The 15,048-nt window shown below is 61.3% G+C and carries 17 protein-coding genes and 1 tRNA gene; 5 read left to right on the top strand and 13 right to left on the bottom strand.

The window, feature by feature from the left end; translation table 11 throughout:
• Window positions 1-19: 19 nt before the first annotated feature.
• From IB264_RS13400 to IB264_RS13390, 3 genes are all read right to left on the bottom strand, one after another.
• Entirely contained in the window at window positions 20-1,042 is a 1,023-nt protein-coding gene (locus tag IB264_RS13400; RefSeq protein ID WP_051509175.1) for a glycoside hydrolase family 26 protein, read from the bottom strand.
• Window positions 1,043-1,222: 180 nt separating this feature from the next.
• The gene (locus IB264_RS13395; protein WP_038576297.1) at window positions 1,223-1,570 is read right to left on the bottom strand and encodes a hypothetical protein; all 348 of its coding nucleotides are present in this window, start codon (window positions 1,568-1,570) and stop codon (window positions 1,223-1,225) included.
• Window positions 1,571-2,633: 1,063 nt separating this feature from the next.
• A tRNA-Ile gene (locus IB264_RS13390) sits at window positions 2,634-2,709 on the bottom strand.
• Window positions 2,710-2,870: 161 nt separating this feature from the next.
• Between IB264_RS13390 and IB264_RS13385 the strand changes: the two genes are divergently transcribed.
• The gene (locus IB264_RS13385; protein ID WP_025427872.1) at window positions 2,871-3,620 is read left to right on the top strand and encodes an SIMPL domain-containing protein; all 750 of its coding nucleotides are present in this window, start codon (window positions 2,871-2,873) and stop codon (window positions 3,618-3,620) included.
• A 662-nt stretch (window positions 3,621-4,282) separates the two neighbouring features.
• Here the strand turns inward: IB264_RS13385 and IB264_RS13380 are convergent.
• The 4 genes from IB264_RS13380 to IB264_RS13365 all read right to left on the bottom strand — a co-directional run bounded on the left by IB264_RS13380 (window position 4,283) and on the right by IB264_RS13365 (window position 6,565).
• Window positions 4,283-4,681, bottom strand: coding sequence for a hypothetical protein (locus IB264_RS13380; RefSeq protein WP_025427873.1), 399 nt, complete (start codon window positions 4,679-4,681; stop codon window positions 4,283-4,285).
• Window positions 4,682-5,018: 337 nt separating this feature from the next.
• On the bottom strand, window positions 5,019-5,423 hold the full coding sequence (locus tag IB264_RS13375; RefSeq protein ID WP_025427874.1) for a ketosteroid isomerase-related protein: 405 nt from the start codon (window positions 5,421-5,423) through the stop codon (window positions 5,019-5,021).
• 164 nt (window positions 5,424-5,587) lie between these two features.
• Window positions 5,588-6,010 (bottom strand): secondary thiamine-phosphate synthase enzyme YjbQ, encoded by a 423-nt coding sequence (locus IB264_RS13370; protein ID WP_025427875.1) that lies wholly within the window; start codon window positions 6,008-6,010, stop codon window positions 5,588-5,590.
• 201 nt (window positions 6,011-6,211) lie between these two features.
• Window positions 6,212-6,565 carry a DUF1428 domain-containing protein gene (locus tag IB264_RS13365; protein WP_025427876.1) on the bottom strand — a complete coding sequence of 118 codons (354 nt, stop codon included), beginning with the start codon at window positions 6,563-6,565 and terminating at the stop codon, window positions 6,212-6,214.
• 227 nt (window positions 6,566-6,792) lie between these two features.
• Here IB264_RS13365 and IB264_RS13360 point away from each other — a divergent pair, with 227 nt between their 5' ends.
• Complete coding sequence (locus IB264_RS13360; protein WP_025427877.1) at window positions 6,793-7,245, top strand: VOC family protein; 453 nt, start codon at window positions 6,793-6,795, stop codon at window positions 7,243-7,245.
• Window positions 7,246-7,271: 26 nt separating this feature from the next.
• Here IB264_RS13360 and IB264_RS13355 read toward each other — a convergent pair whose 3' ends face one another.
• Complete coding sequence (locus tag IB264_RS13355; protein WP_025427878.1) at window positions 7,272-7,841, bottom strand: transglycosylase SLT domain-containing protein; 570 nt, start codon at window positions 7,839-7,841, stop codon at window positions 7,272-7,274.
• 234 nt (window positions 7,842-8,075) lie between these two features.
• Here IB264_RS13355 and IB264_RS13350 point away from each other — a divergent pair, with 234 nt between their 5' ends.
• Window positions 8,076-8,489, top strand: a complete 414-nt coding sequence (locus tag IB264_RS13350) for a lysozyme inhibitor LprI family protein (protein ID WP_025427879.1) — start codon at window positions 8,076-8,078, stop codon at window positions 8,487-8,489.
• 34 nt (window positions 8,490-8,523) lie between these two features.
• A complete protein-coding gene (locus tag IB264_RS13345) occupies window positions 8,524-9,318 on the top strand; it encodes a DUF2066 domain-containing protein (protein ID WP_158268959.1) in 795 nt (264 codons plus the stop codon).
• A 44-nt stretch (window positions 9,319-9,362) separates the two neighbouring features.
• On the opposite strand, the gene IB264_RS13340 is transcribed toward IB264_RS13345, so the two are convergent.
• The 3 genes from IB264_RS13340 to IB264_RS13330 form a co-directional block, all read right to left on the bottom strand.
• Window positions 9,363-9,656 carry a GYD domain-containing protein gene (locus tag IB264_RS13340; protein WP_025427881.1) on the bottom strand — a complete coding sequence of 98 codons (294 nt, stop codon included), beginning with the start codon at window positions 9,654-9,656 and terminating at the stop codon, window positions 9,363-9,365.
• Between the two features lie 183 nt (window positions 9,657-9,839).
• Window positions 9,840-11,897: an RNA polymerase sigma factor RpoD gene (gene rpoD / locus IB264_RS13335; protein ID WP_025427882.1), complete on the bottom strand. Its 2,058-nt coding sequence runs from the start codon at window positions 11,895-11,897 to the stop codon at window positions 9,840-9,842.
• A 459-nt stretch (window positions 11,898-12,356) separates the two neighbouring features.
• Window positions 12,357-12,701 (bottom strand): GFA family protein, encoded by a 345-nt coding sequence (locus tag IB264_RS13330; RefSeq protein ID WP_025427883.1) that lies wholly within the window; start codon window positions 12,699-12,701, stop codon window positions 12,357-12,359.
• Between the two features lie 320 nt (window positions 12,702-13,021).
• Here IB264_RS13330 and IB264_RS13325 point away from each other — a divergent pair, with 320 nt between their 5' ends.
• Entirely contained in the window at window positions 13,022-13,480 is a 459-nt protein-coding gene (locus tag IB264_RS13325) for a hypothetical protein (RefSeq protein ID WP_025427884.1), read from the top strand.
• A 167-nt stretch (window positions 13,481-13,647) separates the two neighbouring features.
• On the opposite strand, the gene tdh is transcribed toward IB264_RS13325, so the two are convergent.
• Window positions 13,648-14,682, bottom strand: a complete 1,035-nt coding sequence (tdh, locus tag IB264_RS13320; RefSeq protein WP_107028309.1) for an L-threonine 3-dehydrogenase — start codon at window positions 14,680-14,682, stop codon at window positions 13,648-13,650.
• Between the two features lie 124 nt (window positions 14,683-14,806).
• The coding region (locus tag IB264_RS13315) for an aminotransferase class I/II-fold pyridoxal phosphate-dependent enzyme (RefSeq protein ID WP_192433700.1) at window positions 14,807-15,048 on the bottom strand (242 nt) is incomplete at its 5' end.

The raw sequence follows: 15,048 nt of genomic DNA, 5'->3' as shown, positions 1-15,048 counted from the left end.
GCGCGACATGCATCAGCCGCTATTGCGTCGGCCGGCCGACGATTTCGACCTTGTCGGAAACAAGTGCTGCCAGCGCGGCCTTGTCCAGCCGCCAGTCCGGCGAGCCATAGCCAAGCGGCCACTTGTAAGGCTCCCTGTCGTTGAAGAACACCACGGCCGTCAACAGCGGGAAACGCGCGCGATAAGTCCTGCGATCGAAGATTTCTGCGTACCAGGCGCGCTTGTAATCCGCTGAACCGGCAACCCCAAGCTCGGCAATCATCACAGGCTTTCCAAAGCCTTCGACGCGGCGGTATTTTTCGCCAAGCGTCTCGCCGAAGCTGCGCTCCCGCCCCCAATAGTCCACATCCATCTTCTGCAGACCCCACACGGGAATGCCGATGGCATCGACGACATCGTCGCCGGGATAGTAGCCGGCAAGGTTGCGATGGCCCTTGGGCGACCAGACGAAGCGAGCGTCAGGCGCCAGCTCCCGGCAGCTTCTAACGAAATAGCGAAACGCCTTCTTATAGCCGTCCATGTCGCGCCGCGCCCAGGGATAGCGGCCGTCAGGGTCCTCCATCTCGTGGCCCCAGCGCATGTAGACCGGCGCTGCAACCGCGCCGGCACGCCGGCAGATATCGCCGATCTCGCGGTCGAAACGACCGCGGCCGATATCGGCAAACAGCCGCTCGCCGCCCGCCCGCCAGTTGCTCGCATGGGTATAGGGCTCGACGGAGATCATCAGCGCCCGCCCTTGGCCCTCGGCAATGGCGATCTTGCGCTTCAGCATCGCCTTGTCGAGCGCCTGCCAATAGATGAAGACATGCTCGATCGTGAGCGCAGCGCTGCCCGTGACCGCGTCATGCGGATCGTAGACGCCGATCGCGACCTCGCCGCCGGGCGTGCCGGCAGACCGCGCCGCCGAGCTGATCGAGCCCGTCGTCAGCACGCGATCGACCGTGCCGCCGAGATCGGCAGCCGCAACCCGCGAGGCACCCGCCACTGGCAGAAGCGCCATGAGGCCGGCCAAAAACACCGATCTGAACATCGCAATCGACAAGAGCTGTCTCCGGCAGGAGGACTTTGAGCATTTCCAGGAAAAGCCCGGGAAGGTTCCGCCCGGAGTTGCCTGGAACACAAGGAGCTTGAGTATTTCCGTTCGTGCATCCAACGCGGAAACGGTCTAACGGCACTCGGAATGAAACGGGGTGCTGTGGCGCTCCGCCCTATGGGAATGGCTTTACAGCGAGCTTCTGAGGAAGCAGCGCGACGTATGGCCGAAACCGCTCGGCGAGCAGATATAGGGCGCGCGGCCGAGATAGGCGGAAACGCGCCGTCTTGCCGGCAGCGGCTCGACGATATCGTCCTCTTCCGCAACCTTGATCAGCTTGCCCTGCTTCGCGCCCGCGCTCGGTGCGCTTACGGCTGCCTTGGAGCCGGCAGACGCAAACAGCGGGCTTTCAGCCATACTCGCCGACGAACAGCCGGATGAGACAAGCAGAAGACCGAGAAGCGAGGCAGGTACGAGATACTTGAAACCCGAAACGGTGGTGCGGCGTGCGCCGCCCAAGGCGGTTAGGCTTCGCATAAGCATCCTTTCGAAGAAGCGGCCAGCGCCGCTTGGCAACTTCCCTACAGCGCCGCGCGTCTTGTTAGACGCGCAAAGGTCGCTGCAGCACTTTGAATGGCTGCATGTTTTGATCCTTAAATCGAATAGGATTTAAGGAAACATGCAGTAGCGGGAATCACCCAAGAAGTTCAACCCCCACTTCTTATTATTGACAGCTAAAATTAAGAGTTTCTTTCTTAGCGATGTCTTTTCACACGTACGGACGACCGAAATCGGCGCGGCAGGCACGGGCCTTCGCCTCGCCAGCCGCCGCCCAGCCAAGGCGCGATACGTGGCCGCAACAAAGAAACGCTGTGAGATCATCAGGCCGGGCCGCCAACCCACGCGCACCGATTTCAACCGCACACCGACGTCGACCATGCGCCAGTTGCGCGCCTGTCTTCCTTCCCTTCGCAGCGCCTGCCGCACCAGCCGCCATCGCCGCCATGCGCGCCGATCACCTGTCAAGCCGCAACAGCCGTTCGTCCGCGGGACGCTCGGCGCAAAACCGGGCCCGACCAAAGTCCCCCTCATTTCTGGCTGCCGGCTGTTTACACAGTGTTGACCTCTGTGACGCACCTTGGCTTCCAGGCGCAACATGTTTGAGCGTATGCGCCCACTCCAAAACTGCCCGCTCCGGCGGGCATTTTTTTGACCGCTCGGCGGTTATCTCACAGATGAGAAGTATCTAACCGTAGAGCAGCCAGGAGCGCGGTTCTCCAGCGCGACTGCTGTTGAGCCATTTTTAGGTCGCGGAAAGAACCCTGGTGGGCGCGAGGTCCCGGGCCGGCGCGAGCCTTTCATGAGAGACGTCCTTATCAGGCTCGCTTTGTCGGCCATTGCAATTTTTAGGCGTTTCACGTCTGCCTTGCATATAGCTTCAGCAATCAAGCGCGTGTTGTTAGCATTTTACAGGATTTCCGCTCACATCCTACGCGTTGCACGAGGATAGAGACCTCACGCCCGCTTTACGCTTCATCGAACGCAATGATTTAACAGGCTTGAGACGCAGATCTCGCAAACATTCGCCGGTAGGTTACAATGGTGGGCCCGGAGGGACTCGAACCCCCAACCAAGCGGTTATGAGCCGCCGGCTCTAACCATTGAGCTACAGGCCCACGCCGGATCAAAGATCCGGGACTCAGCGAACCAATGGCAGTTCGTGATCGGCAATGGCTCTAGCCGAAAACCTTTTTGACGACAAGTCATTGCCGCAATGCCCACACAATCGCTAAGCATGAAAGCAGCAGGGACAGAAACAACCGGAGAGACACGAACCATGAATTCCACACGCACTGCCCGCACGCTTTCCATTGCTGCCTTGGCCGCCGCCTTTGCGGGTATTGCCGCTGCCGGCGCGCACGCGCAAGATCCCGCCAAAAAGCGCGAAGCGATCATCACCGTGGCCGGCGAAGGCCGCTCATCGATCGCGCCTGACATGGCCATCCTGCAGCTGAGCGTCGTCAAGGACGCCAAGACCGCCCGCGAGGCGCTCGACGCCAACAACAAGACGATGGCCGAGGTTCTGGCTGCGCTGAAGGACGGCGGCATTGCCGAGCGCGACCTGCAGACGAGCGGCTTTTCGGTCAACCCGCAATACAACTACCCGCCCAACAATGACGGCGGCAACCGCCCGCCGGAGCTGATCGGCTACCAGGTGGCCAACGGCGTCAGCGTGCGCGTGCGCGACCTCGCCAAGCTCGGTGACATCGTCGACAAATCGGTGACATTGGGCGTCAACCAGGGCGGCGGCATCCAGTTCACCAACGACAAGCCGGAAGGCACCATCACCGAAGCGCGCAAGGCAGCCGTTGCCGACGCCATCGAGAAGGCCAAGGTTCTGGCCGAAGCTGCCGGCGTCTCGCTCGGCAACATCGTCGAGATCACCGAACAGGGCTTCCGCCCGGAGCCGGTGCCGATGATGCGCGCCGGCATGGCCAAGGAATACGCAGCCGACTCCGTGCCGATGGCAACGGGCGAAAACAGCTACAACGTGACCGTCAACGTCACCTTCGCGATCAAGCAGTAAGACCGACCGCTGAGGCCCGTCCCGCGGAAAGTGCGGGCGGGTTTTGCGGGCCTGCAGTTGGCTCGGTACGACGCTTCGCTTAGGCGGGCATCAGTCGCATAGCAAAGCCCCGTGCGGTTACAACCGCGCGGGGCTTTTTCTGTCCGGCTTGAGATTGAAGCATGTCGCGAAAGTGTGCCGCAGGCTTGCGATAACGACATGGGTAAAACAAGAGAACCCGGCCGCTGAGGATTATCGACCCCGTCTGGAGGCCAGAAGCACCGACCCCCTCCGGGTGGACCCTCTGTCGGCTAACCAGCGTCGCGGCCGATGCCAAGGCATCGCTCTGCGGTATGCTGCTCACCGGATGGAGCGCATACGGTCCCACGCACGACAGCGCCGCGCGTCGTATCAGACGCGCAAAGTCGCTGTAGCACTTGGAATTGCTGCGCGCTTTGATTGGCAGAGCCACGCTTTGCCCGGCCACTGAGGCAGCCCTCCCGCCAAACAACGCAAAGTGGGTCGCGGCTTCGCAACAGCGCCAGGTGGACCAGAGACTTGTGGCGTGCGGCCCAGCCCTGCTCTTCTGCGATGTGTCTCAGACAAAGAAAAACCCCTCACGCCTGGGGCGTGAGGGGGCGCATTTCCGCCGGCCGGGGGAGACAGGACGGAAAAGGCTTGGATTACCAGCGGCCGATAAAGGGGCAGCCGCGAACGTTGGCGAACGCGATCGTCTGGCGATAGCCGCGGCGGCTGCCTTCGACGACGACGCGGCGGTGCGAGACATCGGCGACATGGGCGCGGCGCAGGCCATGGTCACGGGCCTTGTCGACGGCCATCCAGGGGGCGCAACGGCTACGGCGGCCACCGCCATCCCAGCCACGGTCCGGACCGCGGCGCTCGCGACCCCAGTCGCGCTCGTCACCATAACCACCGTCGTAGTCGCGATACTGGACCTGGACGCCACCGCCCGAGCCGAAGCCGAATTCGACGGTTTCTGCGGAAGCGGTGGAAGCGGCGCCCACGAGGCCGGTCAAACCGATGACGACGGCGGCGGCTGCGTTGATGAGGGTATTCTTCATGGTCTTTCTCCGAGGGCTTGAAGGGTTCAATCTGCAATCACCGTCCCAAGCGATTGATCGGACAATAGCGGCGCCAAACTGAACGCTAGCGGAACTGCACATTCATGCGGGGTTCAGATTGCGGGCACCTGACGAAAACCGGCGGGAGACAAAGATTCGTTCGACTTTTAAGCGAGCCGCAACGGCGCGGTGCTGCCGCACCAGAACCGGATTTTCGCTAGAAATATCAGTTGATTAATGGAATCCCCGGCACGCAGGATTGCGATACCGCGCGCGACGGGCGGCATAAAAAGATCGCCACGATTTCCTTGAGGCGGCCGTGATGCGTCGCTGCCGATCAGCCGGCAAGTTCGGCTTCGAAAGCCCGCATGTTGCGATAATGGCTGAGCCGGGTGATCGACTGGTCCTCGATCTCGAATACGAAGACGGTGGGGATCGAATAGGTTTGGCCGGATGCGGCGGGAAAGCCCTCCAGCGTCTCACGATAGGTGCCGCGCGCCGTCACATCGGCGGCAATCCGCTGGCCGAAATTGTCGCGCATCAGCACGATGTCGCCATAGGTTTCGTCGAAATGCCGGAGATAGGTCATGATGCTTGCCCGCAGCGGCTCGACGCCGACGGTGCGCTGGCCGGTCAGCGAATCAAGCGCCACGTCCTCGTCGACAAGCCGCGCCAAGGCGTGGAAATCGCGGTCGTTGAGCGCCTCGATGAAGCGGCTGGCAATGGTCTGCGCGTCGGTCATATCTACCTCGATGCTGATTGCGTATGGCCATGCCTTTCGGACGGCAGACGAGGAAACGACGATCGAACGAACGCGCCGGCAAATTTCGTTCGCACCCCGTTCCCTAACCAATATGGAGGGGTGACAGTCCCCTTCAAGACGTTGCCGCGGTCAATCGGCAGATGTCATGGCCCCAGATGCAGCACGATCTCGCGGCGGTGCGGCCGGTCGCGGTGTTCGAAGAGATAGAGCCCCTGCCAGGTGCCGAGCGCCATGCGGCCCGCATTGACGGGCACGCCGATCGACACCTGCGTCAGCGCCGCCTTGATGTGAGCGGGCATATCGTCTGGCCCCTCCTGCGTGTGCACCACCCAGCGCATCGACGGATCGGAGGATGGCGGCACCAGCCGGGCGAAGAACTCGCGGAGGTCCCGCTTCACGTCGGGATCGGCGTTTTCCTGGATCAACAGCGAGCAGGAGGTGTGGCGGACGAACAGGGTCAAAAGCCCCTCGCCCGCGCCGTTGGCGCTGACGAAGTCTGCCGCCTCGTCGGTGAACTCGTAGAGCCCCTGGCCGCGGGTGGAAATGACGATCGTGGTCTGCGGCATCGGCGTTGGTTCTCCTCGGCTGGCGGCGGCAAGCGCGCCGCCACCTGAACGGGTTTGGCAAAAGCCGCTGCCAAGTCAAGCCCACTGCAGGTCTCCTTAAATCCTATTCGATTTAAGGATAAAACATGCAGCAATTCAAAGGGCTACAGCGACCTTTGCGCGTTTAATAAGACGCGCGGCGCTGTAGGCCTCCCGCCAAGTCTATTTCTCGAGAAAAGCCTCGAATCCGCCATAGATCATGCGCTTGCCATCGAACACATCCTTCCAGGCATCGCCTTGCAGCCGCGGATCCGCCATCACCTTGGCAACGATCGCGTCACGGTCGGCGCGCGACTTGTAGACGATCCAGGAAAAGACCACGGTCTCGTCGTCCTTGGCCTGCACGGCGCGGGGAAAGGACGTCACCTCGCCATAGGGCACGTCGTCGCCGAGGCATTCGGCATAGGAGAGTGCGCCATGCTCCATCCACACATCGCCCGCCTGCCGCGCCATGTCCTTGTAGGCCTCGATATTGCCCTTGGGCACGGCAACGATGAAACCATCCACGTAACTCATGTCGATATCCTCCTCGGTTGCTTCGACCAACAAAGGACGAACGGGATGGAAAGGTTCCGACAAAACCAGCGATTTTTTCAGATGATGAATGCTTGGGTGCCCTCGCCGCCTTTGCCGGCCGGCCTGTTGCGGCCACTCAAGGCTTTGAGAAAAAATCCGGGTCGCCTGTCGGCACATCCGCTTTTCGTTCGTCCTTGGGAAGACCACCGCCCAAGGGAGCAACAGTCATGCAGAAGATCACGCCCTTTCTCTGGTTCGACAACCAGCTCGAAGACGCCATCCAGTTCTATACCTCCATCTTCCGCAATTCCCGCGTCACCGACGTCAAGAAAGGGCCTGACGGTAAGGCGTTCACCGCCTCGTTCGAGCTTGAGGGACAGGCGTTCATGGGGCTCAACGGCGGGCCGCATTTCAAGTTTTCCGAAGCCGTCTCGTTCTTCGTGCGCTGTGCCGATCAGGCGGAGGTCGACTATTATTGGGAGCGCCTGCTCGACGGCGGCACGCCGCAGCACTGCGGCTGGCTGAAGGACCGCTTCGGCCTTGCCTGGCAGATCATACCGGATGCGCTGATGCAGCACCTGAGCGATCCTGATCCGGCCCGCGCCGGCCGCGCCCAGCAGGCGATGATGGGCATGGTCAAGATCGACGTCGCCGGGCTTGAAAAGGCCGCCGCCGGCTGAGCCCTATGCCAGCTGCTGATATGACATCAGCTTCCGCAACCGTTGAGTTGGCGGCTATAGAGCGAGGCCATGCCAGAGGCGCGTTTGGCGCCGGTCTTGGCCGTGTCGCTCCAGTTGCCGCGGGCATAACCGGCATGCCCGTGATAATAGGCGATGTAGAGCCGATAGGCGTCGTTGAGCGCGATGCCGTTCTTCTGGCTGCTTTCGCGGTGATACCAGGCAATGAAGCGGATGGCGTCGCCGAAATCCGAACGCCGCGCCGTCCAGCGGCCGGTTTCGCTCTGGTAGCGCGCCCAGGTGCCGTCGAGCGCCTGCGAATAGCCATAGGCCGATGAAACGCGCGTCCAGGGAATGAAGCCGAAGAGTTTTGTGCGCGGCGGCTTGGCATTATGGCGGAAGCCGGATTCCGTATAGATCGTCGCCATCAGCACCGGAACGGGCACGCCATATTCGCGCTCCGCCTGATAGGCGGCGCGGCGCCAATTGTTGAAAAGGCCATCTCGCTGCTCGAAAACCGCGCACGCGTTCCGGGTGTCTCTCGGCACCGTTGCGCAACCGGCCAGCAACAGGAGGACGACGACAAAAACGCAACGCATCTTCGAACCTCTCGTTTCCGAGAGATTGATAAAACGTAAACGTTAAGGATCGGTTTTGAATCGAATACGATTGATTGCGGGGCTACCGCATACGTCCTGAAGTCGGATCCGATTTAAGGATAAATTATGCAGCAGGTTCAAAGTGCTACGGCGTCCTTTGCGCGTCCGCAGGTTTCCGAAGATCATGCGAGCGCGCGTCGACGGCGGCAGGCGCGAAACGAGGAGAGCGAAGACATGCGGTTTCCTGCTTTGATGTTTGCAACCCTTGTCGGACTGGTGGGCCTTGCACCCGCCGCATGGGCCGACGATTGCGCCAATGCCAGCGACCAGGCGACGATGAACGAATGCGCTGATAAATCCCTCAAGGCCTCCGACACCGAACTCAACACCCTCTACAAGCAGATCGAGGCGCGCCTGAAGGACGACCAGGACACCACCAAGCTGCTCATTGCCGCACAAAAGGCATGGATCGCCTTCCGTGATGCCGAATGCGATTTTTCCGCCGCCGGGGTTACGGGCGGCACCGCCTATCCGATGATCGTCCTTCTGTGCCGCGATAACCTGACCCAGAACCGCGTCAAGGATTTCAAGGGCTATCTCAGCTGTCAGGAAGGCGACCTCAGCTGCCCGCTGCCGCCGGTAAACTGACGGGCTGATGGGCAGGCTAGCCAAAACGCTTGTGATGACCGCAGCGATCATCGGGCTGTTGTGGACCGGCGCGCAAGCCGCCGACCGGACGGCGCTCTATGTCAGCGATGCGATCGTCACAGGCACCGGCGAGCAGAACCGGCAGATCGGCTTTCGCGAATGCCTGAGCGAGGTTCTCGTCAAGGTCTCCGGCGATTTCACGCTCACGGGGAGCACGGCACTTGCCGCCCTGCAGGTGCAAGCCGCAGAGTTCGTCGCCTCGTTCTCCTACCGCGACCGGCTGGAAGGCGTCCCGATTCATGACGAGCAGGGAACGCATGACCGCCCGCATGACCTTACCTGCCGTTTCGATCCCACCACCATCGATCCGCTCCTGGCAAAGCTCGGGCGCAAGCCGTGGCTGTCGCCGCGGCCGACAATCGCCGTGCTGCTTGCCGTTCACGATCAGAGGCGCCGCTTCGTGCTGACGCGCGACGGCAGCGAGAGCCCGTATATGGCGGATTCGCTTGCCGTCGCGGCAGTACCGCTGGCGCTCTCGGTGCGGCTGCCCGATGCTGCAACGCTTACAAGCAAAGACCTTGATTTCGTCCATCTATCGCGCCAGCGGCCGGCCGAGCTCAAACAGCTCGCAACGGATATCGGCGCGGAAGTGCCCCTCGCCGGCACCCTCGTATGGTCCGATGCCGCCCGCGGCTGGATCGCCGACTGGCGCATCACCGAAAACGGCAGGGAGTATCGCTGGCAGATCCGCGGCGTCAGCTTCGACGAGGCCTTTCGGGATGCCATGCGCGGCGCCGCGCGCATACTCTCCGGCAACGGCGCGCCGTAGATAAGCATCGTATTGCCGATTGTTGCGCTCAGCGCCTGCTGATCTCAGCCCAGGGACGCGACCAACTCGCGATAGGCGGCTTCCGGGAAGGCCTTGAGCGTCCGCGTGCGCACATTGCCACCCATGCCGAGCGTCATGGCAAAGCGCGCCGCCACCGCATCGTCAGGCGCCTCGCAGATAGCCACCATGTCGTACTCGCCCATGGTCAGAAAGAAATGTTTGAAGGAGCCGCCCATGTCGGCGAGCATCTTCTTGGCCGCGTCGAGCCGCTTGGGAGACTCGCGCACGTTCTTAACGCCCTGCTCTGTCCAGTTGAGGAGCACGACATAAGTGGTCATTTCACACCTCCATGAGGGCACGCTTCACGCCCACGGTGCGACTGCCCGTGCTTCAAGCCGGGTGCCCCAATTGCTCCGAAAGGGGAAGTATAGTCCTGTGCGGAGACACCTACAAGAAAGCATCGGAACAACAAAAAAGCCGGGCTGAGCGCCCGGCTTCTTGATGGTTCGACCTTCGACCGCTTAGCTGTCGAGGAACGAGCGCAGCTTGCGCGAGCGGCTCGGATGCTTGAGCTTGCGCAGCGCCTTCGCCTCGATCTGACGGATACGTTCGCGGGTAACCGAGAACTGCTGGCCGACTTCTTCGAGCGTATGGTCGGTGTTCATGCCGATGCCGAAGCGCATGCGCAGGACGCGCTCTTCGCGCGGCGTCAGCGAGGCAAGAACGCGGGTCGTCGTTTCGCGCAGGTTCGCCTGGATGGCGGCATCGATCGGCAGCAGCGCATTCTTGTCCTCGATGAAATCGCCGAGATGCGAATCCTCTTCGTCGCCCACCGGGGTTTCGAGCGAGATCGGCTCCTTGGCGATCTTCAGGACCTTGCGGACCTTTTCGAGCGGCATGGCGAGCTTCTCGGCCAATTCTTCCGGCGTCGGTTCGCGACCGATTTCATGCAGCATCTGGCGCGACGTGCGAACGATCTTGTTGATCGTTTCGATCATGTGCACCGGAATGCGGATCGTGCGGGCCTGGTCGGCGATCGAACGGGTGATCGCCTGACGGATCCACCAGGTCGCATAGGTCGAGAACTTGTAACCGCGACGGTATTCGAACTTGTCGACCGCCTTCATCAGGCCGATGTTGCCTTCCTGAATGAGATCGAGGAACTGCAGGCCGCGGTTGGTGTACTTCTTGGCGATGGAGATGACGAGGCGCAGGTTCGCTTCGACCATTTCCTTCTTGGCGATGCGCGCTTCGCGCTCGCCCTTCTGCACCATCGAGACGATGCGGCGGAATTCGGCGATCGAGATGCCGGTTTCGGTCGCAAGGTTCTGGATCTCCTGGCGGATGTCGCGGATCGTCTGGTTTTCGCTCTTGGCGAATTCCTTCCAGCCCTTGCCGGCCAGGTTGCTGATCGACTTCATCCAGTTCGGGTCGAGTTCGGCGCCGGAATACTGCTCGAGGAACGAGTCACGCTTGACGCCGTAGGATTCGGCCAGGCGCAACAGGCGGCCTTCGTTCTGCATCAGGCGCTTGGAGATGTCGTAGAGCTGCTCGACGAGGCTGTCGACGCGGTTCTGGTTGAGCGACAGCGACTTGACCGCCTTGATCAGCTCGTCCTTGAGCTCCTTGTAGCGGCGCTCCTGGGCAGGCGACAGCGTGCCAGTGGCAGCCAGGCGGGCTTCCACCTGCTGGTCCTGCAGCTTGCGCAGCTTCTTGTAGGTCTCGGCGATGATGTCGAGGGTTTCCATGACCTGCGGGCGCAGTTCCGCTTCCATGGCGGCGAGCGAGAGGTTCGACTCGTCGTCGTCTTCCTCTTCCTCCTCGCTCGGCATGACATCGCCGCCGACATTGGTGATGTCGTCGTCGTTGGCGGCGCGAACCTTGCGGGTCTTTTCCTTTTCCTCGGCAGCCTTGCGGTCAGCCTCGATCTTTTCCGGGCTCTGGAACTGCGGAGCAGCCTTTGCCTCGGGACCGGAATAGGTGGTTTCGAGATCGATGATCTCGCGCAGCAGCGTCTGGCCTTCGTTGAGTTCGTCGCGCCAGATGATCAGCGCCTGGAACGTCAACGGGCTCTCACAGAGACCAGCGATCATCGTCTCGCGGCCAGCCTCGATGCGCTTGGCAATCGCGATTTCGCCCTCGCGCGACAGAAGCTCTACCGAACCCATTTCGCGCAGATACATGCGCACCGGGTCATCGGTTCTGTCGGTCGGCTCTTTCTTCTTCGTCGCCGCAAGCGCCGTGCCGCCGGAAGGGGCCAGTTCGCCGCCTTCGCCGTCGTTGTCGTCGTCGCTGCTTTCGTCGTCGCTGCTGCCGCCGGCGGCTTCCTCAGCTTCCTCGTCTTCGATGACGTTGATGCCCATGTCGGAGAGCATCGCCATCGTGTCTTCGATCTGCTCGGAGGTGACTTCTTCGGACGGCAGGACGGAGTTCAATTCGTCCATCGTCACATAGCCGCGCTTCTTGGCGGCCTTGATCATCTTCTTGACAGCGTCATCGGAAAGATCGAGAAGCGGGCCGTCCGGAGCGCCTTCGCGTTCAACGTCAGCTTCTTCGTTTTCTTTGACTTTGGTTGCCATTTAGTTCGTCGCTTTCCTTGTCGCAACCGGCGTGAGCCCGGTGCAAATGCCGCTCGAAGGTCCGGGTGCGCCGCGCACCCGCCACCGAATCATTTCCCCTGACGTAACGGGATGATGTTTAATTCCTGATTAACCACGATAGCGATCGTGGCAAAGCGGGCAAGCTCCGACAGTCCTGCCACTGAAGCACTACTGGCATGATATCCTAACCGCCGTGTCATTTCGCCATTTCTTGCTTGGAAATGGTGATTCCCAGAATTTTCGATCCCGTCAAGCATTTCCGCTGAAAAACCGCCCGATTCGGCAAAAATCGCCTCAGTTCATGTTTTTTGGTGTTTATCAGCGTCCGCTGAACATGTAGGCGCTGCCCGTCAAAAGACAAGGGTCGATACCGCTTATCGGCAAGGCTCCGTTGTGCCTTGGCCAACGGCGCAACCATGACTATACGCGTTGGCACCCTCACACCGAAAGCCCGTCATATTTGACGATCTTCACTGCCTCAATGTCGAACTCCGGCAGACAGCGCAGGTTGACGGCCGCCATGGGTCCGTTCGGACCGGCCCCTTCGCCGAAGGGTGCGATGCCACAATGGTTGCAGAAATGATGCTTGATGACATGCCTGTTGAATTCATAGGTCGAGAGATCAGCTTCCGGCGTCTTCAGCCTCAGACTGTCGCGCGAAACGAAGGCCAGCAATCCGCCACGCCGGCGACACATCGAACAATTGCAATCGATCGCCTCGGCGAAGTTCCCCTCAACTTCGAAGGCAATCTTTCCACAATGACAGCTTCCCTCATAGCGCATGCACGGGCTCCTCTGATCGTCTCAACCGCTGATCGCAGACATCGGCAGCGTCGGCAAAGATAGTGCACCGCAGCCGACGAACAAGCCGGATCAACAAGACGCAAAACAATTCCTGAAACGGCGGACTTCGTCTTAGAGTTCGCAACATTATTCCGGTTTTTCGCTTGCCCGCGACCCGATCTCGAAAGACCTTCCGCCCTACTGCATGTTTCCTTAAATCGTACCCGATTTATGGACAAAAACATGCGGCAATTCAAAGCGCTACAGCGACCTTTGCGCGTCTGAAAAGACGCGCGGCGCTGCAGGAAACGGAGGCCAGAATGAACATCAAGGAAACCGACGCCATGCGCGTCATCAGCATTGCGCGCAGGATCACAATCCCGGACGTCAGGCATGCAGCCGCCGAGCTGGCACCGCTGATCGAGGCGGAGATCGGCCGGGCGGGGCGCAAGCCCGCAGGGCCTTGGATCTTCATCGCGCAGAACCTGCCGAAGAACGCCAGAACCGTCTTTGACTGGCGCATCTGCCGACCCGTCGAGCGTGGCGAGGGCTATCGCGGCGCGCTGGATATGATCGAGCTCGAGCCGATCATGGTAGCCTCGACCCTGCATCAAGGCCCGATGCGAAGCCTCTTCACCCAGGGCTATGCGCCGCTGGTGGAAAAGATCGAGATGAGCAGACACAATTTCTCCGGCGAGAGCCGCGAGATTTATCATCGCTGGGCCGGCCCGGGCGCCCGCTACCACGAGATCGAGATCCAGTTCGGCCTTGCCAACTAGAGCATTTCCAGGAGAAGTGCGCAGCGGTTTTCCGTCAGGAAATGCGCAAAAACAAAGAGATATAGCGTTTCTGCGATTCCGTCTAAACGGGAAACGCTGACGAAAAAGCCGCGCATCCGTGGAACGCGCGGCCTGGTGGTTTCCGGCACTGCGCCGAAGCGTCCCGCTTACCAGTCCATGACGACCTTGCCGGAGTTGCCGGAGCGCATGGCCTCGAAGCCGTCGCGGAACTCGTCGATGCCGATGCGGTGGGTGATGACCGGTGACAGGTCGAGCCCGCCCTGGACGAAGGCGATCATCTTGTACCAGGTCTCGAACATCTCGCGGCCGTAGATGCCCTTGAGGTTGAGCATCTTGAAGATCACCTTGTTCCAGTCGATCTCGAATCCGGCCGGCGCAATGCCGAGAATGGCGATCTTGCCACCATTGTTCATCTTGTCGATCATGTCGCGGAAGGCGGGTGCTGCCCCCGACATTTCCAGCCCGACATCGAAGCCCTCGGTCATGCCGATCGCCTTCATCACGTCGGCGAGGTTTTGCTTCGACGCATCGACGACATGGTCGATGCCGACCTTGCGGGCAAGCTCCAGCCGCGTCGGGTTGATGTCGGTGATCACCACCTTGCGCGCGCCCGAGCGCTTGGCAACCAGTGCCCCCATAATGCCGATCGGCCCGGCGCCGGTCACCAGCACATCCTCGCCGACCAGATCGAACGACAGTGCGGTGTGCACCGCATTGCCGAAGGGATCGAAGATCGCGGCGATCTCGTCGGGAACGTCTTCGGGGATCGGCACGACATTGTATTCCGGCAGGCAGACGAATTCGCCGAACGAACCCGGCCGGTTGACACCGACGCCGAGCGTGTTGCGGCAAAGATGGCCACGGCCGGCGCGGCAATTGCGGCACTTGCCGCAGACGATATGGCCCTCGCCCGAGACCCGCTCGCCGACATGGTATTTGGTGACGGCCGAGCCGACCGCGGCGATCTCGCCCATGAACTCATGGCCGACGACCATCGGCACCGGAATGGTTTTCTGGGCCCATTGGTCCCAGTTCCAGATATGCACGTCGGTGCCGCAGATCGCCGACTTCTTCACCTTGATCAGCACGTCGTTCGGTCCGACCTCCGGCACCGGCACACGTTCCATCCAGAGCCCGACCGCCGGCTTCGTCTTGACCAGCGCCTTCATCATCTTCGTCATTTGGTTGTCTCCAAAATCAACTGCCCGCCTGGGGCCGCCCCTCATCCGGCTGCCGCCACCTTCTCCCCGCGAGACGGGGAGAAGGAACATGCCGAGGGCTAGGGTGAGGGGCAGAGCTCTACACTCACTTGATCACACCGAGCTCGCGGCCGACCTCTTCGAATGCGGCAATCGCCCGGCGCACGTCGTTTTCGCTGTGGGCGGCCGACATCTGCGTGCGGATGCGCGCCTGGCCCTTTGGCACCACCGGGAAGGAGAAGCCGATGACGTAGACGCCCTTCTTGAGCATGCGCGCCGCCATCTCCTGCGCCAGTGCGGCATCGCCGAGCATCACCGGGATGATCGGATGGCCCTCGCCGGCCAGCG

Source organism: Ensifer sp. ENS11 (assembly GCF_014851895.1).
Classification (GTDB): domain Bacteria; phylum Pseudomonadota; class Alphaproteobacteria; order Rhizobiales; family Rhizobiaceae; genus Ensifer; species Ensifer canadensis.
This window is presented reverse-complemented; position numbering and strand designations above follow the sequence as displayed.